Raw genomic sequence first — 25,311 nt, 5'->3', positions numbered from 1 at the left:
CGTCGGTCACGTTGGGTCCCACTTGCGACTGGCCGGGCGGGATCCATTTCGGGCGGGCCAGGTCGCTGCCGCACGACACAAACGGCACATGCGGCAAGGAAGACAGGCCGACAATACACTGTCGCGCCGGCCCGCGAACCGGGGTATCACCTGTCTGTCACGCCGCAACCGTCCGCGGCAGCTGGGAGGTGCCGATGGCGACACTGGGAAAGTTGCTGTTGATCCTGTTCGTCGCGATGACCGGGGTCTATATCGGGTTGTCGATCCATTCCCGCCGCCTGCGCCGCGACAAGCTGGAGCGTGAATGGGACGAGGAAATCCGCCACGGCGACCGCGCGCGCTTCATCGACGAGGGCATGGAGGCGTATCATCACTCGCTACGCCGCAAACTGATCCTCGGCGTCTATGTCATCCCGTTCGTGCTGATCGGCGGCATCATCTATCTGACCAATTACCATTGAGGACCGAGCCATGTGGGAAATCATAAAGTGGACGTTCCGGATCATTGTCTGGACACTCGTCGCGGCCTTCCTGTGGTACACGCTGCCACGCAACGATGTGGTGCGGATCACGGACACCTATGTGCAGCGCGTGCATCCGGGCGACAATTCGATCTTCTGGGCCCATTCGAACACCGGCGACGCCACGACGACGGACGGCTATGACGTTCAGTTCATCTCGGCCGTGAAGGCGAACGGCAAGCCGATGGTCTATCGCAACGAGGATACCGGCTGGGGCTGGCCGCCCTATTTCAAGTTCGACACCTCGAGCCTGCAGTCGATCGCCGCCGACAACAAGTCGACCGGAAACGACGAGAAATGGGTGGCGGTCAAGAAATACGGCTGGCGGCTTCCGTTCCTCAGCGTTTATCCGAACGCAATCAGCGTGACGCCGGTTGCCGGACCCGATGTGCGGGTGATCCCCTGGATCGCCATCACGCTGCTGGTGATCCTCGGCTGCATCTGGCTGGCGATCTGGTCGCGCTGGCGCAAGTTCCGCGCCCGCCGCATCGACCCGCTGCTCGACGACGAATGACCTGACGGGCCGGCGCGCGGGTCAGCCCGCCGCCGACCCGTCCTGCGCAGCGGTCATCCGGGCATTGCCGGCCACGATCTTCTGGCGCATGTCGCGGGCGAGCCCCGCCTCGATTGCCGCGGAAAGGTCGGGCTGCGCGCGCTGCCAGTGGCGCAGCCGCTCGAACGAGATCCGCCAGCAGCGCACCGGCCGGCTGACCACCACGGTGGCCGAGGCCATACCCTCGGGATCGAAGATCGACATCTCGCCGACAAAGGCGCCGGGGCCTACCTCGGCCAGAGTTGCGCCGTCGCGCCGAACCCCGGCTGCGCCGCTGGCCAGAAATGTCAGGTGCGAGGGCGGCTGGCCCTGATGCACAAGCTCCGAACCCTCCGGCAGATCGGTCCAGAAACCACCGTCGAGCAGGCTGCGCGCCAGTGCAGGATCGCGGATCTGCAGCACCGTTTCTGCCAGCAGCCGGTCTTCGGGCAGGAACCGCGCCACGCGGGACCGGTACCAGAGCCGCGCGATCTGCAGCAGGTTGACGACGACCAGCGCGCTTTCCCAGAACAGCCCGACCGGATCGTGCAGCCAGACCGCCTCGTAGGCGATGGCAAGCAAGGACGACAGTATCACCAGCAGCCGAAGCCAGAGCATCGACTGCATCATCATCGAGACCACGAGCAGCAGATAGGACAGGTGCCCGACCATGGCGCCGCCAGACATGGCGGAGGTCAGCGTGAGTTCCATGGTGCATCCTCCCCAAGGCTGCCGGCGAGGATGCCACGGAGTGTGGCGATTACCCGGAACCATGCGTGACGGCCGGGAACCGGCGCGTCAGGGCCCGGGCGCAAGTCCTTCGTCAGGTCGTCACTCGACAGGGCGGATCAGCTTGCGCTCCAGCACGCGCAGCACCGCCTTCAGGTCATGTCCGCGCTTCAGGATCTGGCCATCCATGCCGATCACCGAATAGAGCCCCTGCTTCTGCCGCAGTTTCGGGCGCTTCTCGATCCGGTAAAGCGGGGTCTCGGCGGTCCTGCGGAAGATCGAGAAGACCGCCACCTCGCGCAGGCAGGAAATGCCATAGTCGCGCCATTCCCCGGCGGCGACCATCCGGCCATAAAGCGTCAGGATGAGACTCATTTCACTGCGGTCGAAGGCCACCTGATCCGGCAGACGATAGCTTCCAATCGGGGTCGGGGTCTGCATGTTCATGTTACAAGTCTGCGGGTCGCCCGATGCCAAATCAAGCCTCGCAAATCGACTTCGGGGGCCGCAGGGCGCACGGCGACCGAATTTCCGGCAGGTGTTGCCGCCAGGATGCGTCGTTCGGACCCTTGCACGGAACCGGTCGCCACCGCAGCGGGCGGGCGCACCGCATTGACGCAGCGGGCGGCGCGGGCTACTCGGCCGGGCTCACGGGCAAGGGGAACTGACATGGCGCGACGGCGCAAGGGACGCGACATTTCCGGCTGGGTCATCATCGACAAGCCCGCCGGGCCAACCTCGACCGCCGTGGTCAACAAGGTCCGCTGGGCCTTCGAGGCGCGCAAGGCAGGCCATGCCGGCACGCTCGACCCGACGGCGACCGGGTTGCTTGCCGTGGCCCTTGGCGAGGCGACCAAGACCATTCCCTATGTCACCGACGCGCTGAAGGCCTATCGCTTCACCATCCGCTTCGGTCAGGCCACCAACACCGACGACGCCGAGGGCGAGGTGATCGCGACAAGCGACCTGCGCCCGACGGATGCCGAAATCACCGCCGCCCTGCCGGGTTTCAGCGGCGACATCCAGCAGGTGCCGCCGAAATTCTCGGCCGTGAAGGTCGATGGCGAACGCGCCTATGCGCTGGCCCGCGACGACGAGGACTTCGATCTGTCCGCGCGCGCGCTTTTCGTCGAAAGCCTCGAACTGGTCGCGCGCCCCGATCCCGACCATGCCGAGCTTGAGATGGTCTGCGGCAAGGGCGGCTATGTCCGCTCGATCGCCCGCGACCTTGGCGAGGCGCTTGGCTGCCACGCGCATGTCACCGTCCTGCGCCGGATCTGGTCGGGACCCTTCGACACCGAAGATGCACTCGACTGGGACACGCTCGAGGCTCAGGCCCGGACGCCCGAGCTTGACGCCCATCTGCGCCCGCTTGAAGACGGCCTGACGGACCTGCCCTGCCTGCCCTGTTCGGCCGAAGGTGCCGTGCGGCTGAGGAACGGCAATCCGGGGCTGGTCCTGTCGGCCACGGATGTCGAATACGGCGACACCGCCTGGGCCGCCTGGCGTGGCAAACCGGTCGCGATCGGCATCTATCGCGCGGGCGAATTGCACCCCGCGCGGGTCTTCAACCTGCCCGACGAGGACTGAGCGCTGCGGTGATCACCCGGCGCCACGTCAGGGGCGATGCCGTCTCGACGGCGGTCTATTCGGACTGCGGCGCCTATCGCTATGCCCTGACGCGGGTCTGGGCGCCCGACGCGCCGCGGCTGCTCTATGTCATGCTCAACCCCTCGACCGCGACCGAGGAACGCAACGACCCCACCATCGAACGCTGCGAACGCCGGGCCCGCGCGCTCGGCTATGGCGGTCTCCGGGCCTGCAACCTCTTTGCCCTGCGTGCCACCGATCCGCGCGATCTGCGCGCGGCAAGCGCGCCGGTTGGCCCCGACAACGACGCCGCCCTGCGCGATGCCGCCATCTGGGCCGATGCCGTGCTGTGCGCCTGGGGCGTGCACGGCGCCCACCGCGGCCGTGACGCCGAGGTCGCGGCGCTGCTTGGCGCCAGCAACCGGCCACTGCTGTGCCTTGGCACGACGCAGGCGGGCCTGCCCCGCCATCCGCTTTACGTGGGATATGCCGTCGCCCCGGTCCCATGGCGCCATCGCTGAGCTTTGGCGGTGCCGCGCAGGGACTCGAAAACCCCTTTCGTTTCCCGGCTCGTTCCCCTATATGCGCTCATCCGCGGCCTGAATGGGGCGCGGTTTCTTCTCCACGGGCCTCGCTGGACGACATCCCGGCCTGCGCCATGAACCCTTTTGATCCACAAGGAGACCCCGATGTCGATTACCGTCGAAGAGAAAGCCCGCGTGCTTCAGGAATATGCGACCAAGGAAGGCGACACCGGCTCGCCGGAAGTCCAGGTTGCGATCCTCACCTCGCGTATCAACACCCTGACCGATCACTTCAAGATCCACACCAAGGATAACCATTCCCGCCGTGGACTGTTGAAGCTCGTCGCCCTGCGGCGCAAGCTGCTCGACTATCTCAAGCGCAAGGACGAGGCGCGCTATCGCAGCCTCATCGAACGCCTCGGCATCCGCCGCTGATCCGCCAAGAAAGACGCGCCCCGGTGGCGCGTCTTTGCTTTCGGGAAGGTCGCGACCGGGTCGCCCGGTGACTGCCACCACCTGCCCTCACCGCGTCACGCGCGGCACCCTCCGACAAACCGGCGACAGGCCCGCCCTGGCTTTGGCCCGCCGCGCCGGAACATCCCCCCTCATCGCCCCGCCCGGATCCCGCCTCATGGGCCGTTTCCGGGCCTTACACGGTCCCGCTATCGCAGGGGAAACCCGGTTTTCAAACAGTCCGGAACCGTGTAAGGCCCTTTCATCTGAGACGCTGCGCTCTGACCCCGGCGCTCGAAATGGATAAAAGGGGTCTGCGGCAATGGGGCCGCCATTCAAACGGGAGACCCGGGATGCGCCCGGGAGGGCTCCCAGTCAGGATACGCTAGATGTTCAATGAAGTAAGAAAATCCATGCAGTGGGGCGATGAAACGCTCACTCTGGAAACCGGCAAGATTGCCCGCCAGGCTGACGGCACAGTCATCGCGACCTTGGGCGAAACCTCGGTCATGGCCAACGTGACCTTCGCCAAGGAACCCAAGCCGGGACAGGATTTCTTCCCGCTGACCGTCCATTACCAGGAAAAATACTATGCCGCTGGCAAGGTGCCCGGTGGCTTTTTCAAACGCGAAGCCCGTCCCTCGGAAAAAGAGACGCTGACTGCGCGCCTGATCGACCGTCCGATCCGCCCGCTGTTCGTCAAGGGCTTCAAGCACGAAGTGCTCGTGATGTGCACCGTGCTCAGCCATGACCTCGTCAACGATCCCGACATCGTCGCGATGATCGCGGCATCGGCCGCGCTGACGATCTCGGGCGTGCCGTTCATGGGCCCGATCGCTGCCGCGCGCGTCGGCTTTGCGAATGGCGCCTATGTGCTGAACCCCGACGTCGCCGACATGGACCATCTGCGCACCAAGCCCGACCAACGGCTTGACCTGGTGGTTGCCGGCACCAAGGACGCGGTGATGATGGTCGAATCCGAAGCCTACGAGCTGTCGGAAGACGAGATGCTGGGTGCCGTGGTCTTTGCCCACGAACAGATCCAGCCGGTGATCGACCTGATCATCTCGCTGGCCGAAGAGACCGCCAAGGAACCCTTCAACTTCACGGCGCCGGATTATTCCGAACTTTACGCCGCGGTGAAGGCCGCCGGCGAAGACGACATGCGCGCCGCCTATGCGATCCTCGACAAGCAGGAGCGGACCAATACCGTCGCTGCCGTGCGCGAGAAGATCACCGCCGCCCTGACCGAAGAACAGCGGGCGGATGCGAACCTCGGGACCGCCTTCAAGAAGCTCGAATCCTCGATCCTGCGCGGCGACGTGGTGAAGAACGGCAAGCGGATCGACGGTCGCAACACGACCACCGTGCGCCCGATCAGCTCCGAAGTCGGCCTGCTGCCCCGGACCCACGGCTCGGCCCTGTTCACCCGCGGCGAGACCCAGGCGCTGGTCGTGACCACGCTTGGCACCGGCGAAGACGAACAGATCGTCGATGCGCTGCACGGCAATTCCCGTTCGAACTTCCTGCTGCATTACAACTTCCCGCCCTATTCGGTTGGCGAGGTTGGCCGCGTCGGGTCCCCGGGTCGTCGTGAGATCGGCCATGGCAAGCTTGCCTGGCGCGCCCTGCAGGCAGTTCTGCCGGCACCGACCGACTTCCCCTATACCATCCGCGTCGTGTCGGAGATCACCGAATCGAACGGCTCGTCCTCCATGGCTTCGGTCTGTGGCGGCTCGCTGTCGATGATGGATGCGGGCGTTCCGCTGAAGGCCCCCGTCGCTGGCGTCGCCATGGGCCTCGTGCTCGAGGACGACGGCTCCTGGGCGGTGCTGACCGACATCCTCGGCGACGAGGATCACCTGGGCGACATGGACTTCAAGGTTGCAGGCACCGAAGCCGGCATCACGTCGCTGCAGATGGACATCAAGGTCGCGGGCATCACGCCCGAGATCATGAAACAGGCGCTGGCACAGGCCAAGGACGGCCGGATGCACATCCTGGGCGAGATGGCCAAGGCGCTGACCGCCGGCCGTCAGGAATTCTCGGCGCATGCGCCGCGGATCGAAACCATGCAGATCCCCACCGACAAGATCCGTGAAGTGATCGGCTCGGGCGGCAAGGTCATCCGCGAGATCGTGGAGACCTCCGGCGCCAAGGTCGACATCAACGACGACGGTGTGATCAAGATCGCCTCGGCCAATGCCGAAGCCATCCAGAAGGCCTATGACATGATCTATTCGATCGTGGCCGAGCCCGAGGAAGGCAAGATCTACAAGGGAAAGGTCGTGAAGATCGTCGATTTCGGCGCCTTCGTGAACTTCTTCGGCAAGCGCGATGGCCTGGTGCACGTCAGCCAGATCCTCGGCAAGCGGCTGAACCACCCCTCGGACGCCCTGCAAGAGGGCCAGGAGGTCTGGGTCAAGCTGCTGGGCTTTGACGACCGCGGCAAGGTGCGGCTGTCGATGAAGGTTGTCGATCAGGCCACCGGCAAGGAAATGACGCCGGAAGCGGCCGAAGCCGCCGAGACCGCCGAATAATCACGCCGATCCCCCGGGACGGTACGAACAGAAGGGCCCCGAGGTATCTCCCCGGGGCCTTTTTACGTTGCCGGGTGCCGGCCATGGTCGCGGCCGCCCGCCTGTCGCCACTTCATTTCTGCTGTGTGGATGCCGGGCCAACTCGGCCGCCGGCGTCAGGCCCGGCTATTCGGCCGGCGCCACCGACCCGACGATCGGGCCGAGCGGAAACCCGGTATCCGACCGTCCCATCGACGGCGCATGAATGCGCGAGACCTTGCCGTCGAAATAAAGCGCGTTCGGGGTCTTCAGAACGTCGCGAAAGAACCGTCCGAAGCTGTCGAAATTGACCCGGTTGTCCGAGATCACGAAATCGACCGTCACGCCATCGGCCTCGACCCCGACACCGTTGCGGACAAAAAGACTGTCGCTGTCGGGCAGGAACCTCGGGTGAAGCTTGCCATCGATCACCAGCATCGGCCCGGACTGGGTGGCATAGCGGCACTCGGGCAGGTTGGCGGCATAGGCCCGGCTCTCGATCACCCTGGCGCGATCCGTCTGGATACAGAAGATCCCGTTCGGCAAGAGCCCAAAATTGCCCGGCCCGTCGCGTGTCACCAGCGGCCCGCTTTTCTGCCCGTTCTCCAGATAGAGCCCGACCGGCCGGCGATCGCCGTGGTACATTCCGGCATTCATTGCAAAGGTCAGCGTCTTGCCCTGCCGCGCCAGATCCGCCTCGATCGCGCTGAATCCGCCATAGAGGTTGCCCGCAGCGTCGCTGTGAAACAGCCGGATCTCGTCCCGGTCCGCCCGGAGCGTGCAGACGGTATAGCCATTGTCCTCATAGCTCATGGTGCGGCAGTCGGGGGCTGCAGCGGCCGCCAACGGCAGCACGCCGGCAATCAGCAGACCGGCGCCAAATACGGCGCGGCCGAACCTCTCAGGCCTCATCGTCGTCCTCATGCCGGGCGGCAATGTCGCGCTGGACCGTCTCCTGATCGAACATGCGGCGGGTATCGTCGATCCGGTCGAACGTATCGTCGAGCTCGAAGCGAAGCTCCGGCGCAAATTTCAGCGCCAGTCCCTTGACCACCACCCGGCGCAGTTCGACCCGGTTGCGGTTGAGCGCCTCGAGCGCCTCGGCCGCCTGTCTGCCGCCAAGCGGCATGACATAGGCGACTGCGTTCCTGAGATCAGGCGTGGCGCGCACCTCGCCGACGGTGATCGACATCCGGTTCAGTTCCGGGTCGTGCACGTCGCCACGCGCCAGCACTTCCGCCAGACGGCGGCGGATCAGTTCGCCAACGCGAAGCTGCCGCTGCGAGGGGCCTTGCCCGGTATGAAGCTTGTTCTTAGCCATGCCTTCCAACTAGGCCCGGCAGGCTTCCGGTGCAAGCGGGCTTTGCCTGCCGACGCAGGCTCGGCTACACCGTCCCGGCGGAAGCAGGAGGCTGATATGAGCGAGACACCGGGGATCGTGGTGATGGGTGCATCGGGCCGGATGGGTCAGATGCTGGTGCGCGAGGTCCGCGCGCATCCGGGGCTGCGGCTGGTCGGCGCGGTGGAACGCCCGGGCGGCGACTGGGTCGGCAAGGACATCGGTACCGCCATGGGCGGGCAACCTGCCGGCGTCATCGTCACCGACGACGCGCTCGAGGCGATGGCCGGCGCCCAGGGGGTGATCGATTTCACCACGCCCGCGGCAACCGTGGCGCTGTCGGTGATCGCGGCGCAGGCACGTGCGGTGCATGTGATCGGCACCACGGGGCTGTCGGACGAGGATCTGAAAAAGCTCGATGCCGCCGCGCGTCATGCGGTCATCGTGCGGGCCGGCAACATGAGCCTCGGCGTCAACCTGCTGACCCGGCTGACCCGGCAGGTCGCCGCCGCCCTTGGCGAGGATTTCGACATCGAGATCGTCGAGGCGCATCACCGCCACAAGGTCGATGCGCCCTCGGGCACCGCGCTGATGCTGGGCGAGGCGGCGGCCGAGGGGCGCGGGGTCGAGCTTCGCGAAGCCTATGTCGCCGCCCGCGACGGCATCACCGGCGCCCGCGCGCCCGGCACGATCGGCTTTTCGGCGATCCGCGGCGGCGACATCGTGGGCGAACACGACGTGATCTTTGCCGGGGCGGGCGAGCGACTGGTGCTGCGCCATGTGGCGACCGACCGGGCGATCTTTGCCCGCGGTGCGCTGCGCGCCGTGCTCTGGGGGCAGGACAAGCAGCCCGGGCACTATTCCATGATGGACGTGCTGGGGGTCTGAGGCAGGCGGCCTTCGGCCCTGCCCCGGCGGTCTCAGAAATCGATCGCCAGGCCCTTTTTCTCGTAATCGCCGTATCGCACCGGCTCCAGCCCCTCGCGCCGGCCGCCCAGTTCCACGGGCATCGCCTTGGCTTCGGCCTCGGCCTTTGCCCGGCGTTCGGCCGCTTCGGCCAGCGCGCGTTGTGCGGCGGCGGGCAGATCGGGGCGGGGCGGTTCGGTCGTCTCTGACATCGTTCCATCCTTGTCGCTGACCCGGGCGTGATATACGCGAGGCGGGTTCGAGGCAATGGAAAGGGCCGTCGCATGGGCGAGCGGGCGCAGAGCGGCAACAAGGGCACGGCCGGCGGGAACTCCGGTGGCGAGGCCCCGGGGCTGGCCGCGCGGCAACTGGCGCTCGACCTGCTCATGGGAGCATGGGAGGACGGCATGATGCTGTCCGAGATGGAATCCCACCCCCATTTCGCCGATGCCCCGCCCGAGGTGCGCGCCCGCGCCGGCCGGCTGGCCCGCACCACCCTGCGCCACGCCGGACGCGCCGACGCGGCCCTGAAACCCTTCCTGCAACGTGCGCCGAAGCCGCCGATCCGGGCGCTGCTGCGGCTTGCCGCGGTCGAGATGCTGGGCGAGGGCGCGGCGGCCCACGGTGTGGTCAATGCCGCGGTCACGCTTGCCAGACGCCAGCAGCCCGGCGCTGCGGCGATGGTCAACGCGGTGCTGCGACGGCTTGCGGATGCGGGCCCGGAAGGCTGGCTCGCTGCCCATCCGCAACGCCTGCCGGGCTGGCTGCGCGGCCGGCTCGGGGCAGCCTGGGGCAATGCACGGGTGGCGCGGATGGAGGCGGTGTTCGAGGCCGCCCCGCCGCTCGATCTGACTATGCGCGCCACGGACGGGGATTGGGCCGAACGGCTTGGCGCCGAGGCATTGCCCACAGGCTCGCTCAGGCTGGCTGCGCCGGGGCAGATCTCGACCCTGCCAGGCTATGCCGAGGGAGCCTGGTGGGTGCAGGATGCAGCGGCTGCCCTGCCGGCACGGCTGCTGGCACCGCAACCGGGGCAACGGGTGCTCGACCTTTGTGCGGCACCCGGCGGCAAGACCCTGCAACTTGCCGCCGCCGGGGCCGCGGTAACAGCGCTCGACATCTCCGAGGCGCGGCTGGTGCGGCTGCGCGAGAACCTCGCGCGCACCGGACTTTCGGCCGAGGTCGTCGTCGCCGATGCGCTCGACTGGCACCCCGAGGCGCCCTTTGACGCCATTCTTCTCGACGCGCCCTGTTCGGCGACCGGCACGATCCGGCGCCACCCCGATCTGCCCTTCGTCAAGGACTCGGCCAGCATCAAGCCGCTGGTGGCGCTGCAGGCGGCACTGATCGACCGGGCGGTCGAGATGCTGGCGCCGGGCGGGCGGCTGGTGTTCTGCACCTGCTCGCTGTTGCCCGATGAGGGCGAGGCGCAACTTTCGGCAGCACTCGGTCGTCACCCGGAGCTGACCCCGGACGAGGGCGCGCTTGCCGCAGTGTCCGGGATGCCGCGCGATTGGCACGCAGGCCCGGCGGCGCTGCGGACCACCCCCGAGATGTGGGCCGACCGAGGTGGCCTCGATGGATTTTTCGTCGCGGCGCTGCGCAAGGCCTGACACCGGCATCGGCGCAGCGTAAGATCGCACCTCAATCCGGCAGTTCTGACAGGCGGCATCGGCAGAAACATGGAGCATTCGCAGGGAAATTCGGGCGGTCAGGGCGGCGCATCGCGGCTTGGCACCCGTCTGCAGGTCTGGCGCGCATGTCGCGCGGCCTCGGCCGCGGAATTCGCGGCCGAGCCGGAGCCGCGCAGCATCGGCTCGCCCGCCCTGGGGCGGCAACTGCTGGCCGGGCATTTCCTGTTCGACGGGATACCCATCGAGGATCCTGACCGCGCGATCTGGGATCTGGCCATGCCCTCGCCCGGCTTCGCGGACGCCCTGCACGGCTTTGCCTGGATGGACGATCTGGCAGCACTCGGAACCCCCGCAGCGCTGGCACTGGCGCGCGAGTGGACCGCAGGCTGGATCGCCCGGCACGGCCGCGGCCGCGGTGCCGGCTGGCGTGCGGACCTGATCGGGCGGCGGCTGATCCGCTGGGTCAACCATGGGCCCTGGCTGCTGTCTGGCTGGGACCGGGTGGAGCGCGACGAATATTTCCGCACCCTGTCGGCCCAGGCGCATTTCCTGTCGCGCCGCTGGACCGAGGCGGCGCCGCTGCTGCCAAGGCTCGAAGCCCTGACCGGGCTGATCGCGGCGGGACTGGCGCAAAAGCGGCACCAGCCGCTGGCCGAGGTGGGTATCCACGCCCTGTCGCGGGAATGCACCGATCACGTCGATCCCGAGGGCGGTCTGGCAAGCCGCAACCCCGAAGCGCTGCTGGAAGTCTTCACCCTGCTGGTCTGGGCCGGTCAGGCGATGATCGACGCCGGCCGCCGGCCTGAACCGCCGCTCGAGGCCGCAGTGGTGCGGATTGCACCGATCCTGCGGGCGCTGCGCCATGCCGACGGCGGGCTGGCGCGGTTCCACGGCGGCGGGCGGGGCCGCGAGGGGCGGCTTGACCAGGTACTGGGGGCAGCCGGGGTTCGCCCGGCGCCGCACGACGGGCTGGCGATGGGGTTCGCGCGCCTTGCGGCCGGGCGCACCACCGTGATCGTCGATGCGGCACCGCCACCTGGCGCGGCCGTCGAGGGGGCCGATCCGCACGCCTCGCTGCTCGCCTTCGAACTGACATCGGGGCGACGCCCCTTCGTGGTCAATTGCGGCCCCGGCGCCGGGTTCGGCGAGACCTGGCGGCGCGCCTGCCAGACCACGGCGAGCCATTCGACGCTGGAACTGCATCCGGGCACCCGCGCGACCCCGGCCGTGGCGCGGCGACCCGGCGCGCCCGAGCCGGCGACCCGCGCCGTTCGGCTGGATCGATCCGAAAACACCGCCGCCCTGGGCCTGCGGCTGGCGCACGACGGGTATCTGCCGCAGTACGGGCTGAGCCATGCGCGCCACCTGACCCTTGCCCGCGACGGCCGCCGGCTGTCGGGCGAGGATCATCTGCTGGCGCCGACCGAAGCCGACCGGCGCCGGATCGACGCCCGGACCGAGGCCGACGGCGGGGTGGCGCCACGCTTCACCATCCGCTTTCACCTGCATCCCGACGTCTCGGTCCAGCCGGTGACCGAGGAAGGCGTGTTGCCGATGATCCTGAAAAGCGGCGAGGTCTGGGAGTTCTGGCAGGACGGTGCCGAAGACGCGCGGGTCGAGCCCGGGGTCTATCTGGAAAACGGCCAGCCAAAGCCGCGGCCAACCCGCCAGATCGTGCTGTCCGGGCCGGTTACGTCCGCCGGATGCCGGATCAACTGGACCTTTGCCAAGTCACAGGGTACGCCGCAGGCGATCCGCGACCTGGTGCGCGATGACGACGCCCTTCCTTCTGACTGATGCGAGAATGACGATGACCGACCTTGTTTCCATCCGCCGTGCGCTTTTGTCCGTGTCCGACAAGACCGGTCTGGTCGAGCTCGGTACGGCGCTTGCCGCGCGCGGCGTCGAGCTTCTTTCGACCGGCGGCACTGCCGCGGCGCTGCGCGAGGCCGGTCTGACGGTCAAGGACGTCTCCGAGGTCACGGGCTTTCCCGAGATGATGGATGGCCGGGTCAAGACGCTGCATCCGGGCGTTCACGGCGGGCTGCTGGCGCTGCGCGACAACCCCGAGCATGTCGCCGCGATGGAGGCCCACGGGATCGGCGCAATCGATCTTCTGGTCGTCAACCTCTATCCCTTCGAGGCAACCGTCGCCAAGGGCGCCGATTTCGACACCTGCATCGAGAATATCGACATCGGCGGCCCGGCGATGATCCGCGCCGCCGCCAAGAACCACGCCTTTGTCACGGTCGTCGTCGATGTCGAGGATTACCAGACGCTTCTGGGCGACATGGACAAGCACGAGGGTGCCACCTGCCCGAAGTTCCGCCGCAAGCTCGCCCAGATCGCCTATGCCCGCACCGCGGCCTATGACGCGGCGGTCTCGACCTGGATGGCGGGCGCCATCGGCGCCGAATTCCCGCGCCGCCACGCCTTTGCCGGGACGCTGGCGCAGGAAATGCGCTATGGCGAGAACCCGCACCAGAAGGCGGCCTATTACAAGGACGGCTCGATGCGCCCCGGGATTGCGACCGCCGTCCAGCATCAGGGCAAGGAACTGAGCTATAACAACATCAACGACACCGACGCGGCGTTCGAGCTGGTGGCGGAATTCGCGCCCGAGGACGGACCGGCCTGTGCCATCATCAAGCACGCCAACCCCTGCGGCGTCGCCCGTGGCGCAACCCTGGCCGAGGCCTATGCCCGCGCCTTCGACTGCGACCGGACCTCGGCCTTCGGCGGCATCATCGCACTGAACCGCACGCTCGACGTCGAGACGGCGAAACTGATCGCCGAGATCTTTACCGAGGTGGTGATCGCACCCGAAATCGACCCCGCGGCGGCCGAGATCTTCGCCAGGAAGAAGAACCTGCGCCTGCTGACCACGGGCGGCCTGCCCGACCCGCGGGCGCTTGCCACGACCATCCGTCAGGTCTCGGGCGGCTATCTGGTGCAGGACAAGGACACAGGCCACATCTCCGCCGCCGATCTGAAGGTCGTGACCCAGCGTGTTCCGACCGAGGCCGAGATCGCCGATCTGCTGTTCGCCTGGAAGGTCGCCAAGCACGTCAAGTCGAACGCCATCGTCTATGTCAAGGATGCCGCCACCGTAGGGGTCGGCGCGGGCCAGATGAGCCGGGTCGATTCGACCCGCATCGCCGCCCGCAAGGCCGAAGACATGGCCGAGGCGCTGGGACTGGCGCAGCCGCTGACCCGCGGCTCGGTCGTCGCCTCGGACGCGTTCTTTCCCTTTGCCGACGGTCTGCTGACCGCAGCCGAAGCTGGCGCCACCGCGGTGATCCAGCCCGGCGGATCGATGCGCGACAAGGAGGTGATCGCAGCCGCCGACAAAGCCGGGATCGCCATGGTCTTTACCGGCATGCGGCACTTCCGGCACTGACGGGATGTGGCGTCTGTGGCTTGCCGCGGCGGTGGCCTTTGCCGCCGATCAGGCCTCGAAGCATCTGGTCTTCGAGGGAATGGAGCTTTCGCGGCACGAACAGATAGATGTGCTGCCACCCTTTCTGGTGTTTCGCCACGGGCTGAACACCGGGCTCAACTTCGGCCTGTTTTCGGCCAGTTCCGATCTGCAGCGCTGGATTCTGGTCGCCTTGTCGGTGGTGCTGTGCGCCGCACTGCTGGTCTGGGCGCGGCGATCGTTTCGCCACGGTCTGGAATTCGTCTGTGCCGGGCTGGTGATCGGCGGGGCGATGGGAAATGCGCTTGACCGGGTGTTGTTTCCCGGCGTGCGCGACTTCCTCAACATGGCGTGCTGCGGCTTCGACAATCCCTATGTCTTCAACGTGGCCGACATCTTCATCTTTCTCGGCGCGGTGGGGCTGGTGCTGATCGGCGGCGAACGGGACAGCCGGAAAAAGTCCAGGTGACGCGGTTTGCCGCTTGGGGTAGACAGGCCATGAAGTTGTGGCAGGAGGCGGATATGTCGACAGGAAGGATGGCCCGGGCCGGCGTTTTGATCGCGCTTGCGCTCGTTGCCGTGACCGCCTGTTCGCGCAAGGATCCCAACCTGATGCAGATCGGGCGCGCGCGCTATACCCCCGACGAGTTTGCCATCCTGCCCTCGAAGCCGATCGAGACCCCGCCCAGCTACACGGCCCTGCCGCCGCCGGCCCCCGTGGGCTCGCCAAACCGCACGGATGTAACGCCGACCGCAGATGCGGTCGCGGCGCTTGGCGGCAATCCGGCCCGCGTCGCGCAGGACGGCAAGCTTGGCGCCGACGGCGCGCTGATCAAGCAGACCTCGCGCTATGGCACCGATCCGCAGATCCGGACCGAACTGGCGCAGGACGATCTGGAATACCGCCAGCGTCACCGCGGCCGGCTGATGGAGCGGATATTCCGCGTGCCGACCTATTACCGGGTCTATGAAGGCAGCGAGCTCAACCAGTACGGCAGCCTGATCGGCGCGCGCCAAAGAAACGTGCCGACGCCCGCTGCCCCGCCGGATCCGGTTGTGCAGGAGTAGGCGAGAGCCGCTCGCGACCCTCTCACATCCTCGTAGGTCGGGACGGACGCGGTTGATCGCGCCCGGCCGATGGCTATTGTCGCCCCATTGTGCGCAATTGCAGGAGGTCACATGCTCCGATCCATCGGCCCCGCGCTGATCTCTCTCGGCCTGATGGCACTGCCTGCCATGGCAGAGGACGTCAGCAGCTTCACCCTCGACAACGGCATGGAGGTGGTGGTGATCGAGGATCACCGGGCCCCGGTCGTCGTGAACATGGTCTGGTACCGGATCGGCGCCGCCGATGAACCGGCGGGCAAGTCGGGCATCGCCCATTTCCTCGAACACCTGATGTTCAAGGGCACCGACACGCTGGACCCGGGCGAGTTTTCGGACACGGTCGAGCAGAACGGCGGGTCGGACAATGCCTTCACCAGCTATGATTATACCGGATATTTCCAGCGCGTCGCCGCCGACCGGCTGGACCTGATGATGCAGATGGAAGCCGACCGGATGACCCATCTGGTGCTGACCGACGATGTCGTCCTGCCAGAACGCGACGTGATCCTCGAAGAACGCAACCAGCGGATCGAGAACGATCCCGGCGCGCTGTTCAACGAGCAAAGGATGGCGGCGCAGTACATGAACCATCCCTATGGCATCCCGATCATCGGCTGGCGCCACGAGATGGCGGGCCTGACCAAGGAGGATGCAATCGCCTTCTACCGCCAGTATTATGCCCCGAACAACGCGGTGCTGGTGGTCGCGGGCGATGTGGAGCCCGAGGCGGTGCGCGCGCTGGCCGAGGAACATTTCGGAACCATTCCGCCCAATCCCGACCTGAGGGTGCGGCAGCGCCCCTCCGAGCCGCCGCAACTGGCCGCGCGGCGCGTGATCTACGAAGACGCCCGGGTCGCGCAGCCCTATGTCCTGCGCAGCTATCTGGCACCGTCCCGCCATACGGGCGGGCAGAAACAAGCGGCCGCCCTGACCATTCTGGCGCAGCTCATGGGCGGTTCGGCCCAGACCTCGCTGATGGGCCGGACGCTGGAGGTGCAGGAGAAGACGGCGCTCTATACCGGCGCATTCTACAATCCGACCGCGCTCGACGACACGACCTTCGCGCTGCTCGTCATGCCGGTGCCGGGACGCAGCCTGGACGACGCAGAGGTCGATATGGATCGGATGATCGCCGAGTTCCTGAAGAACGGCGTCGATGCGGAACAGCTCGCCCGGCTGAAGATGCAGCTGAAGGCCGACGAGATCTATAGCCGCGACAAGCTGCAGGGATTGGCGCAGGATTATGGCGAGGCGCTGACAAGCGGTCTGACCGTGGCCGAGATCCAGGCCTGGCCCGAGGTGCTGCAGGCGGTGACGCCCGAGGACGTGATGCAGGCGGCCGAGCTTTTGACCGACAAGCGCACCTCGGTCACCGGTATCATCCGGCGGCCCGACGCAGAGGTGGAGGTTGACGCCGCCGCCCAGCCCGCCAACCCGACCGAAGAGGTGATCCAGTGAAGCGGTTCGTTCTGGCGCTGGTCGCCTTCGTTGGTCTCGGCGCGCCGCTTTGCGCCGAGATCGAGATCCAGGATGTCACCTCGCCTGCCGGCATCGACGCCTGGCTGGTCGAGGAACATTCGATCCCCTTCCTGGCGCTCGAACTGCGGTTCAAGGGCGGCGCCAGCCTCGATGCGCCGGGCAAGCGCGGTGCCATCAACCTGATGTCCGCGCTGCTCGAGGAAGGCGCCGGCGACATGGATGCCGAACAGTTCACCGTGGCGACCGAATCGCTCGCGGCCGAATTCCGGTTCGATGCCGATGCCGATTCCGTCTCGATCTCGGCCCGGGTGCTGACCGAAAACCGCGACGAGGCGCTGGCGCTGCTGCGCAAGGCCTTGCTGGAGCCGCGCTTCGATGACGCCGCGGTCGAACGGGTGCGCGGCCAGGTGCTGGCGCGGATCGAATCGGACACGATGGATCCGCAGTCGATCTCGTACCGCACCTTCTCGAACCTCGCCTTTGGCGACCATCCCTATGGCTCCTCGGTCGAGGGCACCGTGGACAGCGTTTCGGCGCTGACCCGCGACGATCTGATCGAGGCCAAGGACAGGGTGATGGTGCGCGACCGGCTCTATGTCTCGGCCGTGGGCGACATCGACCCCGAGGGCCTTGCAAGCCTGCTCGACGATCTGCTCGCCGATCTGCCCGCGAGCGGCGCGCCGATGCCGCCCAAGGTTGCCCCCGCGCTGCCGGGCGGGGTGACGGTGATCGATTTCGACACGCCGCAATCGGTGGTGACCTTCGGCCAGCGCGGCCTTGCGATGGACGATCCCGATTTCTTCCCGGCCTTCATCCTGACCCAGATCCTCGGCGGCCACGGGTTTTCCTCGCGGCTGATGGCCGAGGTGCGCGAAAAGCGCGGGCTGACCTATGGGATCGGCGCCTATCTCTACACCATGGATCTGTCCGACATGCTGCTTGGCAGTGTCGCGACGGTGAACGCGCGGGTCGGCGAGACCCTGGGGATCATCGAGGACGAATGGCAAAAGCTGGCGTCGGACGGCGTGACGCCCGAGGAACTCGACCGCGCCAAGACCTACCTGACCGGCGAATACCCGCTGCGCTTTGACGGAAACGAGCGAATCGCCAATATCCTGGCGGGGATGCAGACCGCCGGCATGCCGATCGATTATGTCCGCACCCGCAACGACAAGATCCGTTCGGTGACGGTCGAGGAGGTAAATCGCGTGGCGGCCGAGCTGGTCGACCCCGCCGAGCTGACATTCGTCGTCGTGGGCAAGCCCGAAGGCCTCGATCTGGGCCAGTAGGGGATTGGCGGGGGCCAGCCCCGCATGCTAGAAATTGTGGCATGCGTGCAATGGCCCCCAACATAGCGGTTGATCCCGCCCCCCAGATCCACCAGCTCGACGAGACGGTCATCAACCGGATCGCCGCCGGCGAAGTGGTCGAACGCCCTGCCTCGGCCGTCAAGGAGCTGATCGAAAACGCGCTCGACGCCGGTGCGGGCCGGATTACGGTCGAGATCGCCGAAGGCGGCAAGCGGCTGATCCGGATCACCGACGACGGCTGCGGCATCCCGGCCTGCGACCTGCCGCTGGCACTGGCGCGCCACGCGACCTCGAAGATCGACGGCTCCGACCTGCTCGACATCCGCTCCTTCGGGTTTCGCGGCGAGGCGCTGGCCTCGCTTGCCGCCGTCGGGCGCCTGAGCCTGACCAGCCGCGCAACCGGCGCGGCCGAGGCCGCCCGGATCGCGGTCGAGGGCGGCACCGGCGGCGTGGTCTCGCCCGCCGGGCTGACCCGCGGCACCATTGTCGAGCTGCGCGATCTGTTCTTTGCCACGCCCGCGCGGCTGAAATTCCTCCGCACCGACCGGGCCGAGACGCAGGCAGTGACCGATATCGTCAAGCGGCTCGCCATGGCCGAACCCTCGGTTGCCTTCACCCTGCGCGATCTGACAGGCGGCGGCGACGGGCGGATTGTGTTCCGTGCCGATGCCGAGACCGGGGATCTGTTCGACGCGCTGCAGGGGCGGCTGGCGCGGGTTCTGGGCGCCGATTTTGCCGCCAACGCGCTCGCGATCGACGCCACCCGCGAGGGGATCCGGCTGACCGGCTTTGCCGCCCTGCCGACCTATTCCCGCGGCGCGGCGGTGGCGCAGTTCCTGTTCGTGAACGGACGGCCGGTTCGCGACAAGCTGCTGATCGGCGCGCTGCGCGGGGCCTATGCCGATTTCCTCAGCCGCGACCGGCATCCTGCCGCCGCCCTGTTCGTCGATTGCGACCCGCAGCTTGTCGACGTCAACGTCCACCCGGCCAAGGCCGAGGTGCGGTTCCGCGATCCGGGCCTCGTGCGCGGGCTGATCGTCTCGGCGCTGCGCCACGCGCTGGCCGAGGCCGGGCACCGGGCCTCCTCGACCGTGGCGGGCGCGACGCTTGGCGCGATGCGGCCCGAAGCGTCGGGTCCGGTGGCCTATCAGCGCGACTACGGCGTTCAGCGGCCCTCCTCCGGTGCCCTGCATCTGGCCTGGGCCGCGCAGGCGCCCGCCCCCGAGGCACCGGGGTTCGCCGAGGCCGCGCCCCCCTCGGCCCGCTATGAACCCGAGGCAGCAACCGACCCGACCGACCGGCCGCTTGGCGCCGCGCGGGCGCAGGTGCACGAGAATTACATCATCGCCCAGACCGCCGACGGCGTCGTCATTGTCGATCAGCACGCCGCGCACGAGCGGCTGGTCTATGAACGGCTGAAACGCCAGATGGCGGAAAATGGCGTTGCGGCGCAGGCGTTGCTGATCCCCGAGATCGTGACCCTGTCCGATGACGACTGCGCCCGCCTGCTGGCCCATGCCGAGACGCTGGCGCAGCTTGGCCTGACGCTCGAACCCTTTGGCGGCGGTGCGGTTGCGGTGCGCGAGACCCCGGCGATCCTCGGCGAGGTCGATGCCACGGCACTTCTGGCCGACATCCTCGACGAGATCGCCGATCTGGGTGAAAGCGCGGCCCTCGGTGCCCGGATCGACGCGGTGCTGAGCCGCATCGCCTGCCATGGCTCGGTCCGCTCCGGCCGCCGGATGCGGGCCGAGGAGATGAACGCGCTGCTGCGCGAGATGGAGGCGACGCCGCATTCGGGGCAGTGCAACCATGGCCGGCCGACCTATGTCGAGCTGAAGCTGTCGGATATCGAGAGGCTGTTCGGCCGCACATGATTGGTCAGCCATGATCCGGGTCAATGATGCGGCGATCGACCTGTCCGACCCTGCCGTCCTGGCCGGGATCGCCGGCATCGTTCTGGCGGTGCTGCTGTTCGCGCTGCTCATCATGGCAGTGCAGCGGGCGGGGGCGGCGGCACGGCTGAGCGCACCGCTGCTGCGCGAGGTCGGCATGCTTGGGCAGCGGGTGCAGGCGATGTCGGATGGGCAGCATCAACTGGCGGGCGGGCTGACCCATGTATCCGAGGCGCAGGCGCAATCCCAGGCGCAGGTTCTGCAACTGATGGAGGCACGGCTGGCCGAGGTGACAACCCGGATGGGCGAAAGCCTGCAGGGCAGTTCGACCCGCACCGCGAAGTCTCTGGGCGATTTGCAGCGGCGGCTCGAAACCATCGACCGGGCCCAGTCCAACATCGAAAAGCTGTCGGGCGAGGTGCTGAGCCTGCAGGACATCCTGTCGAACAAGCAGACCCGCGGCGCCTTTGGCGAGATCCAGCTGCATGATATCGTCTCGAAGGCACTGCCGGCCGACAGCTATGTCTGGCAGGCGACCCTGTCGAACGGCAAGCGGGCCGATTGCCTGATCAAGCTGCCCGACCCGCCGGGGCCGATCGTGATCGACAGCAAGTTCCCGCTCGAGGCCTACGAGGCGCTGCGGCGCGCCACGACGCCCTGGGAGCAGACCGAAGCCGCCAAGGCGATGCGGGTGGCGGTCAAGACGCATATCCGGACGATTTCCGAGAAATACATCCTGCAGGGCGAGACCGCGGAGGGCGCGTTGATGTTCCTGCCCTCCGAGGCGGTCTATGCCGAACTGCACGGGAACTTCCCCGAACTGGTGCGCGAGGGCTTTGCCGCCCGGGTCTGGATCGTCTCGCCCACCACCTGCATGGCGACGCTGAACACGCTGCGCGCGGTTCTGAAGGACGCGAGGATGCGTGCACAGGCCGGTGCGATCCGGCGCGAACTGGGGCTGCTCTTTGGCGACGTCGAGCGGCTGGGGGCGCGGGTCGAGGCGCTCGACCGGCATTTCTCGCAGGCAAGCAAGGATCTTGCCGAGATCCGGATCAGTGCCGAAAAGGCGGGCCGCCGGGCGCAGCGGCTGGAAGCCTTCGATTTCGATGGGCTGTCCGAGGAAGGCGCGGCCCCCGGCGCAGCGCTGGCACCGCGGCCGCCGGTGCAGATCCTGCGCCGCGACAGTTGAGCGCTGCCGCGGCAAGAGGTTGGGGCCGAGGGCTCCCGCCCGCCGCGGCCGCATTCCATGCGCCATCGCCCACCCATGCCCTGCCGCGCGCCTGCGGCACGCGGCGACGGCAACCGGGTCTGGCCGGGCAAGGGACTGCCCGAGGATCGTGTTTCCCCCGCCTGGCCCCTCGGATCCGGCAATTGCCCTTGCCTCTTTTCCTCCGGCGCGAGATTGTAGGTGGAGAATAAGAAAGGCGACGGCCATGCTCGACATAAGCGACGGAAAGGTCGTGCGGATCATCGCTCTGGCACGGGAATACGGGTCGGACAGTCCGCAGTTGCGCGGATATATCGCCGGGCTGAACGAGGACGAACAGGTAAGCGTCGTGGTTTGCGCCTGGATCGGGCGCGAAAGCTTTTCAGTCGACGAGCTTGACGAGGCGATCGCGACCGCGCAGCAGGAACGCAGTGCACCGACCGAGGATTACCTTGCCGGAATGCCGGAGCTTGCCAGCTTCCTGGAAGACGGGTTGGATGCGCTGGGGATCAGCGTCGCCTATGCCGAGGATCACCTGCGCGATCGGGGCTGATCCGGCGCGACCGTCCGCATCAAGGCAGACATCGGACCGTTGAACGTGTCGCGCGTCGCGTGGCGCGATCTGCTGTTTTTCGCCCGTGCGGGTGGGGCCTGCGGCTGGCCCGCGGCGCCGCGCCCTGTGGTGGCGCGGACTCGACTCTTCGGGGCGACGGGCGCACTATGGAACATAACATGAACATTTTGTGCGCGCGCCGGATGCTGCCCGATGTCGACCCGACGGATCCTTTCACTCTGGTTCCCCCGCCTGGCGGCGGAGCGGCTGCTGCGGCTTGGCCGCGGCCCGATTGACGCGCCTTTCGCGGTGGTGGCCGACGCGGCCGGCCGCCAGATCCTGAGCGCGCTCAGCCCTGCTGCCTCGGCCGCGGGGCTCGCCACCGGCCAGCCGTTGCGCGATGCCCAGGCCATGTGCCCGGATCTTGTCACCCGCCCGGCCGATCCCCCGGCCGAGGCCGCCTTTCTGGCCGGGCTGCGCCGCTGGGCCGGCCGGTTCTCGCCCTGGGTGGCCGAAGTTCCACCTGACGCGCTGGTGATCGACCTGACCGGCTGCGCCCACCTGTTCGGCGGCGAGGCGGCAGTGATGGCGCTGATCGAACAGGATTGCGCCGATCTGGGGCTGAGCCCGCAGGCAGCCCTTGCCGATACCGTCGGCGCGGCCTGGGCGCTGGCACGCTTCGGCGGGCAGGCGGGCGCCCGGTCGGGGGTCCGGTCGGGGGTCCGCTCGGGCGACGACATCGACCAGGAGGCGCGGGCCACCCGTTCGCGCGCGGCACGGCGGCGGCAATGGGGACGCGACCGGGCGGGGGACCGGACCCACGCGGGTCAGGCGCCCGCCCCGACGCCTGTACCGGGCCTGATCGTGGCGCCGGGCCAGACCTTTGGTGCCATCGGCGCCCTGCCCGTCGCCGCGCTGCGCCTGCCGCCCGACACGGTGGCCCAGCTTGCCCGGCTCGGCCTGCGCCGGATCGACGATCTGGTGGGCCAGCCCCGCGCCGGACTGACCCGCCGGTTCGGGCGCGATCTGGTGCTGCGGCTCGATCAGGCGCTCGGCATGGTGCCCGAGCCGGTCTCGCCCGCGCGTCCGCCCGCCCGCTTTGCCGTGCGCCTGTCGCTGCCCGAACCGATCGGGCTGATCACCGACCTGCAGGCCGGCATCGACCGGCTGCTGCCGCCGCTTGCGGCGCGGCTGCGCGACAAGGGTCAGGGCGCGCGCCGGCTGCAGCTGCAGGTGTTGCGTTGCGACCATTCCAGGCAGACGGTCGAGGTCGGGCTGGCCCGCGCCTCGGCCGATCCCGAGCGGCTGCGCCCGCTGCTGGCGATGAAGCTCGATCAGATCGACGCCGGCCCCGGCATCGACGCGCTGCGGCTTGAAGCGACGCTGACCGAGCCGGTCCATGCCACCCAGCCCCGCGGCCATGCCGAGGCGACGGCCGAGGCCATGGGGCTGGCTGCCCGGCGGCGCGCCGGACCGCTGCTCGACGATCTGATCGGCCGGCTCGGCGCCCGGGTCGGGCTGGACGCGATCACCCGGATCCATCCCGGCGACAGCCACATCCCCGAGAAGACCACCCTGATCCGCGCCGTCGCCTGGTCCGAACCTGCGAGCGACTGGCCGCCGGTGCCGCCGCGCCCGCGTCCTCTGGTGCTGTTCCGGCCCGAACCGGTGCAGGTGCCCCAGGGCACCGGCACGCGCCCGCCCGCCCGGTTCCGCTGGCGCCGCCGCGATCTGGCGCTGGCACGCGCCATCGGCCCCGAACGGATCGCCCCGGAATGGTGGCTCGACGAGCCCGAGTGGCGCTCGGGCACCCGCGACTACTGGGACATCGTGGCCGACACCGGCGATCGGCTCTGGATCTATTATGCCCATGGCGGCGCGCTGTCGGCCGGCTGGTTCTGTCAGGGGATCTTCGCGTGACCGAGGCCGCCGTATCGTGCAAGCAGACCGCAAAGAGAGAATGCCATGACCCACAGCTATACCTCGCGCATCGTCTGGACCGGCAACCGCGGCGAGGGCACCGCAAGCTATCGCGCCTATGACCGCACCTGGGACGTTGCGATCCCCGGCAAGCCGCGGCTGCAATGTTCGAACGACCCGCTGCTGGGCGGCGATCCGGGGCGGATGAACCCCGAAGACATGCTGCTGTCGGCGCTCTCGGCCTGCCACATGCTGTGGTATCTGCACTATGCCTCGGACGCGGGGATCGTCGTGACGGGGTACGAGGACAGCCCGGTCGGCCTCGGCGATCTGACCCCGGACGGCGCCGGACGGTTCGTGTCGGCGACGCTGCGGCCGCGGATCACCCTGCGCCCCGGCGCCGACATGACCGAGGCCGAGGCGATCCACCACCGCATCCACCGGGTCTGTTTCATCGCCCGGTCGGTGAGCTTTCCGGTGACCTGCGAGCCGCACTTCGAGACCGAAGCCTAGGCCGCGGGCTCACAGCACCAGCCGCAGGGCACAGATCGCCGCGATCCCCGCGACCATGGTCAAGGGCAGGCTGCGGCTTGCCATCGCGACCCCTGCGGCCACCGCCGCGGCACCCCACTCGGCCGGACCGCCCTGCAACAGCAGCACGCTCAGCAGGGATGCGATCAGACAGCCCGGCAGCGCCGCAAAGCCCCGCGCCCAGGGCCCGTCCACCGGCAGCCGGGCACCCAGCAGATAGCCGCCAAGCCGGATCGCGAACGTCGCCAGCGCCAGCGCCGCGATCAGCCCGGCCGAAACGCCCCCCGGCTCAGCCATCGTCCCGGCCCCTGCGCAGCCCCGCAATTACCGCGCCCGCGACCCCGCCGCAGGCCAGCGCCCAGGACGGCTCGATCGGCGTCACCAGCACCAACGCTGCCGTCGCCCCGACTGCCGCCCCCCAGGGCAGCGCGTCCCCGGACCCCCGCCACAGATTGCGCAGAATCGCCACGAAGGCCGCGACAAAGGCGAAATCGAGCCCGAAGGCGCGCGGCTCGGGGATCGCGCCGGCCAGCATGGCCCCCGTCGCCGTCGCCGCGACCCAGGCCGCAAAGATCCCGACCCCGCCGCCAACCAGATACCAGTATCCCACCGCCCGCCCGCGGGCGCGGGTCGCGTGCATCAGCGCCCAGTTCTCGTCCGTGGCCAGATGCACGCCGAGAAGGATCTGCCACCAGGGCCGCCCCGAAAGCTCCTCGCGCAGCGACGCGGTGATCAGCAGCAACCGCAGGTTCAGCGCGATGCCCGCGGCCAGCGCCGCCGCGGCGCCGGCACCCGTGACCACCCGCTCGACCGCCACGATCTGCGACGAGCCGGCAAAGACCACCGCGCCCATGATCCCGGTGGCAAGCCCGTCCATCCGCGCCTGCGCCGCAAGCAGCCCGAAGGCCAGCCCATAGATCGCCACCCCCAGCGCCAACGGCATGACCTCGCGCAGACCGGCGCGAAACTCGGCGCCGCTCGCTGTGGCCCCGGGCCTTGACACCTCTGACAATAGCGGCTCCATCGGCCCCCACTCCCGCTTTTCAATTCGAACATCGTTCGATAAAATGAACGAACCGCAATCGTTCGTCAAATCGAAAGCTCG

General features: G+C 68.2%; 26 protein-coding genes. 19 read left to right on the top strand and 7 right to left on the bottom strand.

The features are described 5' to 3' along the window. Positions 1 to 194: 194 nt before the first annotated feature. Both DQG17_RS12095 and DQG17_RS12090 read left to right on the top strand, forming a co-directional pair. Positions 195 to 461 carry a hypothetical protein gene (locus DQG17_RS12095; protein ID WP_116133085.1) on the top strand — a complete coding sequence of 89 codons (267 nt, stop codon included), beginning with the start codon at positions 195 to 197 and terminating at the stop codon, positions 459 to 461. Positions 462 to 471: 10 nt separating this feature from the next. Beyond that, positions 472 to 1,035, top strand: coding sequence for a DUF1523 family protein (locus tag DQG17_RS12090; protein ID WP_116133084.1), 564 nt, complete (start codon positions 472 to 474; stop codon positions 1,033 to 1,035). A gap of 21 nt (positions 1,036 to 1,056) precedes the next feature. Here DQG17_RS12090 and DQG17_RS12085 read toward each other — a convergent pair whose 3' ends face one another. Further along, the gene (locus DQG17_RS12085) at positions 1,057 to 1,764 is read right to left on the bottom strand and encodes a Crp/Fnr family transcriptional regulator (RefSeq protein WP_157973599.1); all 708 of its coding nucleotides are present in this window, start codon (positions 1,762 to 1,764) and stop codon (positions 1,057 to 1,059) included. 120 nt (positions 1,765 to 1,884) lie between these two features. Next, positions 1,885 to 2,229, bottom strand: coding sequence for a DUF2794 domain-containing protein (locus DQG17_RS12080; protein ID WP_116133082.1), 345 nt, complete (start codon positions 2,227 to 2,229; stop codon positions 1,885 to 1,887). A 222-nt stretch (positions 2,230 to 2,451) separates the two neighbouring features. Here DQG17_RS12080 and truB point away from each other — a divergent pair, with 222 nt between their 5' ends. The 4 genes from truB to pnp all read left to right on the top strand — a co-directional run bounded on the left by truB (position 2,452) and on the right by pnp (position 6,889). Further along, on the top strand, positions 2,452 to 3,372 hold the full coding sequence (gene truB, locus DQG17_RS12075; protein ID WP_116133081.1) for a tRNA pseudouridine(55) synthase TruB: 921 nt from the start codon (positions 2,452 to 2,454) through the stop codon (positions 3,370 to 3,372). Between the two features lie 8 nt (positions 3,373 to 3,380). Beyond that, entirely contained in the window at positions 3,381 to 3,893 is a 513-nt protein-coding gene (locus tag DQG17_RS12070; protein ID WP_116133080.1) for a DUF1643 domain-containing protein, read from the top strand. 168 nt (positions 3,894 to 4,061) lie between these two features. Continuing rightward, positions 4,062 to 4,331, top strand: a complete 270-nt coding sequence (gene rpsO, locus DQG17_RS12065) for a 30S ribosomal protein S15 (protein WP_116133079.1) — start codon at positions 4,062 to 4,064, stop codon at positions 4,329 to 4,331. Positions 4,332 to 4,738: 407 nt separating this feature from the next. Beyond that, the gene (gene pnp, locus DQG17_RS12060) at positions 4,739 to 6,889 is read left to right on the top strand and encodes a polyribonucleotide nucleotidyltransferase (RefSeq protein WP_116133078.1); all 2,151 of its coding nucleotides are present in this window, start codon (positions 4,739 to 4,741) and stop codon (positions 6,887 to 6,889) included. A gap of 165 nt (positions 6,890 to 7,054) precedes the next feature. Here the strand turns inward: pnp and DQG17_RS12055 are convergent, their stop codons facing one another. Together DQG17_RS12055 and rbfA are read right to left on the bottom strand one after the other, a co-directional pair. After that, complete coding sequence (locus DQG17_RS12055) at positions 7,055 to 7,819, bottom strand: phosphodiester glycosidase family protein (protein ID WP_232829414.1); 765 nt, start codon at positions 7,817 to 7,819, stop codon at positions 7,055 to 7,057. Further along, on the bottom strand, positions 7,809 to 8,228 hold the full coding sequence (rbfA, locus tag DQG17_RS12050) for a 30S ribosome-binding factor RbfA (protein WP_116133076.1): 420 nt from the start codon (positions 8,226 to 8,228) through the stop codon (positions 7,809 to 7,811). Before rbfA ends, DQG17_RS12055 begins: the two co-directional genes overlap by 11 nt. 96 nt (positions 8,229 to 8,324) lie before the next feature. Here rbfA and dapB point away from each other — a divergent pair, with 96 nt between their 5' ends. Next, positions 8,325 to 9,134, top strand: a complete 810-nt coding sequence (dapB, locus tag DQG17_RS12045; RefSeq protein WP_116133075.1) for a 4-hydroxy-tetrahydrodipicolinate reductase — start codon at positions 8,325 to 8,327, stop codon at positions 9,132 to 9,134. A 32-nt stretch (positions 9,135 to 9,166) separates the two neighbouring features. Here the strand turns inward: dapB and DQG17_RS12040 are convergent, their stop codons facing one another. Next, a complete protein-coding gene (locus DQG17_RS12040; protein ID WP_116133074.1) occupies positions 9,167 to 9,364 on the bottom strand; it encodes a DUF1674 domain-containing protein in 198 nt (65 codons plus the stop codon). A 72-nt stretch (positions 9,365 to 9,436) separates the two neighbouring features. Here DQG17_RS12040 and DQG17_RS12035 point away from each other — a divergent pair, with 72 nt between their 5' ends. The 12 genes from DQG17_RS12035 (at position 9,437) to DQG17_RS11980 (ending at position 24,188) form a co-directional block, all read left to right on the top strand. Beyond that, on the top strand, positions 9,437 to 10,765 hold the full coding sequence (locus DQG17_RS12035) for a transcription antitermination factor NusB (protein WP_116133073.1): 1,329 nt from the start codon (positions 9,437 to 9,439) through the stop codon (positions 10,763 to 10,765). A 69-nt stretch (positions 10,766 to 10,834) separates the two neighbouring features. Beyond that, positions 10,835 to 12,583 carry a heparinase II/III family protein gene (locus DQG17_RS12030; protein WP_116133072.1) on the top strand — a complete coding sequence of 583 codons (1,749 nt, stop codon included), beginning with the start codon at positions 10,835 to 10,837 and terminating at the stop codon, positions 12,581 to 12,583. A gap of 13 nt (positions 12,584 to 12,596) precedes the next feature. Next, positions 12,597 to 14,186 (top strand): bifunctional phosphoribosylaminoimidazolecarboxamide formyltransferase/IMP cyclohydrolase, encoded by a 1,590-nt coding sequence (purH, locus tag DQG17_RS12025; RefSeq protein WP_116133182.1) that lies wholly within the window; start codon positions 12,597 to 12,599, stop codon positions 14,184 to 14,186. 4 nt (positions 14,187 to 14,190) lie between these two features. After that, the gene (lspA, locus tag DQG17_RS12020) at positions 14,191 to 14,673 is read left to right on the top strand and encodes a signal peptidase II (RefSeq protein WP_116133071.1); all 483 of its coding nucleotides are present in this window, start codon (positions 14,191 to 14,193) and stop codon (positions 14,671 to 14,673) included. A 53-nt stretch (positions 14,674 to 14,726) separates the two neighbouring features. After that, the gene (locus DQG17_RS12015; protein WP_232829413.1) at positions 14,727 to 15,272 is read left to right on the top strand and encodes a DUF3035 domain-containing protein; all 546 of its coding nucleotides are present in this window, start codon (positions 14,727 to 14,729) and stop codon (positions 15,270 to 15,272) included. A gap of 111 nt (positions 15,273 to 15,383) precedes the next feature. Next, positions 15,384 to 16,769 carry a pitrilysin family protein gene (locus tag DQG17_RS12010; protein WP_116133069.1) on the top strand — a complete coding sequence of 462 codons (1,386 nt, stop codon included), beginning with the start codon at positions 15,384 to 15,386 and terminating at the stop codon, positions 16,767 to 16,769. Next, the gene (locus DQG17_RS12005) at positions 16,766 to 18,079 is read left to right on the top strand and encodes a pitrilysin family protein (RefSeq protein ID WP_116133068.1); all 1,314 of its coding nucleotides are present in this window, start codon (positions 16,766 to 16,768) and stop codon (positions 18,077 to 18,079) included. Before DQG17_RS12010 ends, DQG17_RS12005 begins: the two co-directional genes overlap by 4 nt. Before the next feature lie 41 nt (positions 18,080 to 18,120). Next, positions 18,121 to 19,977 (top strand): DNA mismatch repair endonuclease MutL, encoded by a 1,857-nt coding sequence (gene mutL, locus DQG17_RS12000; RefSeq protein ID WP_116133067.1) that lies wholly within the window; start codon positions 18,121 to 18,123, stop codon positions 19,975 to 19,977. A 10-nt stretch (positions 19,978 to 19,987) separates the two neighbouring features. Continuing rightward, positions 19,988 to 21,184, top strand: a complete 1,197-nt coding sequence (locus tag DQG17_RS11995; RefSeq protein ID WP_116133066.1) for a DNA recombination protein RmuC — start codon at positions 19,988 to 19,990, stop codon at positions 21,182 to 21,184. A 244-nt stretch (positions 21,185 to 21,428) separates the two neighbouring features. Continuing rightward, a complete protein-coding gene (locus DQG17_RS11990) occupies positions 21,429 to 21,755 on the top strand; it encodes a DUF3775 domain-containing protein (RefSeq protein ID WP_116133065.1) in 327 nt (108 codons plus the stop codon). Between the two features lie 213 nt (positions 21,756 to 21,968). Further along, entirely contained in the window at positions 21,969 to 23,675 is a 1,707-nt protein-coding gene (locus DQG17_RS11985; protein WP_116133064.1) for a DNA polymerase Y family protein, read from the top strand. Between the two features lie 45 nt (positions 23,676 to 23,720). Beyond that, positions 23,721 to 24,188 (top strand): OsmC family protein, encoded by a 468-nt coding sequence (locus DQG17_RS11980; protein WP_116133063.1) that lies wholly within the window; start codon positions 23,721 to 23,723, stop codon positions 24,186 to 24,188. Positions 24,189 to 24,197: 9 nt separating this feature from the next. On the opposite strand, the gene DQG17_RS11975 is transcribed toward DQG17_RS11980, so the two are convergent. Continuing rightward, positions 24,198 to 24,503, bottom strand: coding sequence for an AzlD family protein (locus DQG17_RS11975; RefSeq protein ID WP_116133062.1), 306 nt, complete (start codon positions 24,501 to 24,503; stop codon positions 24,198 to 24,200). Next, entirely contained in the window at positions 24,496 to 25,230 is a 735-nt protein-coding gene (locus DQG17_RS11970) for an AzlC family ABC transporter permease (RefSeq protein WP_116133061.1), read from the bottom strand. The genes DQG17_RS11975 and DQG17_RS11970 overlap by 8 nt, the downstream gene beginning before the upstream one ends. Positions 25,231 to 25,311: the final 81 nt, after the last annotated feature.

This window comes from Tropicimonas sp. IMCC34043 (genome assembly GCF_003390845.1).
GTDB lineage: Bacteria > Pseudomonadota > Alphaproteobacteria > Rhodobacterales > Rhodobacteraceae > Tropicimonas.
This window is presented reverse-complemented; position numbering and strand designations above follow the sequence as displayed.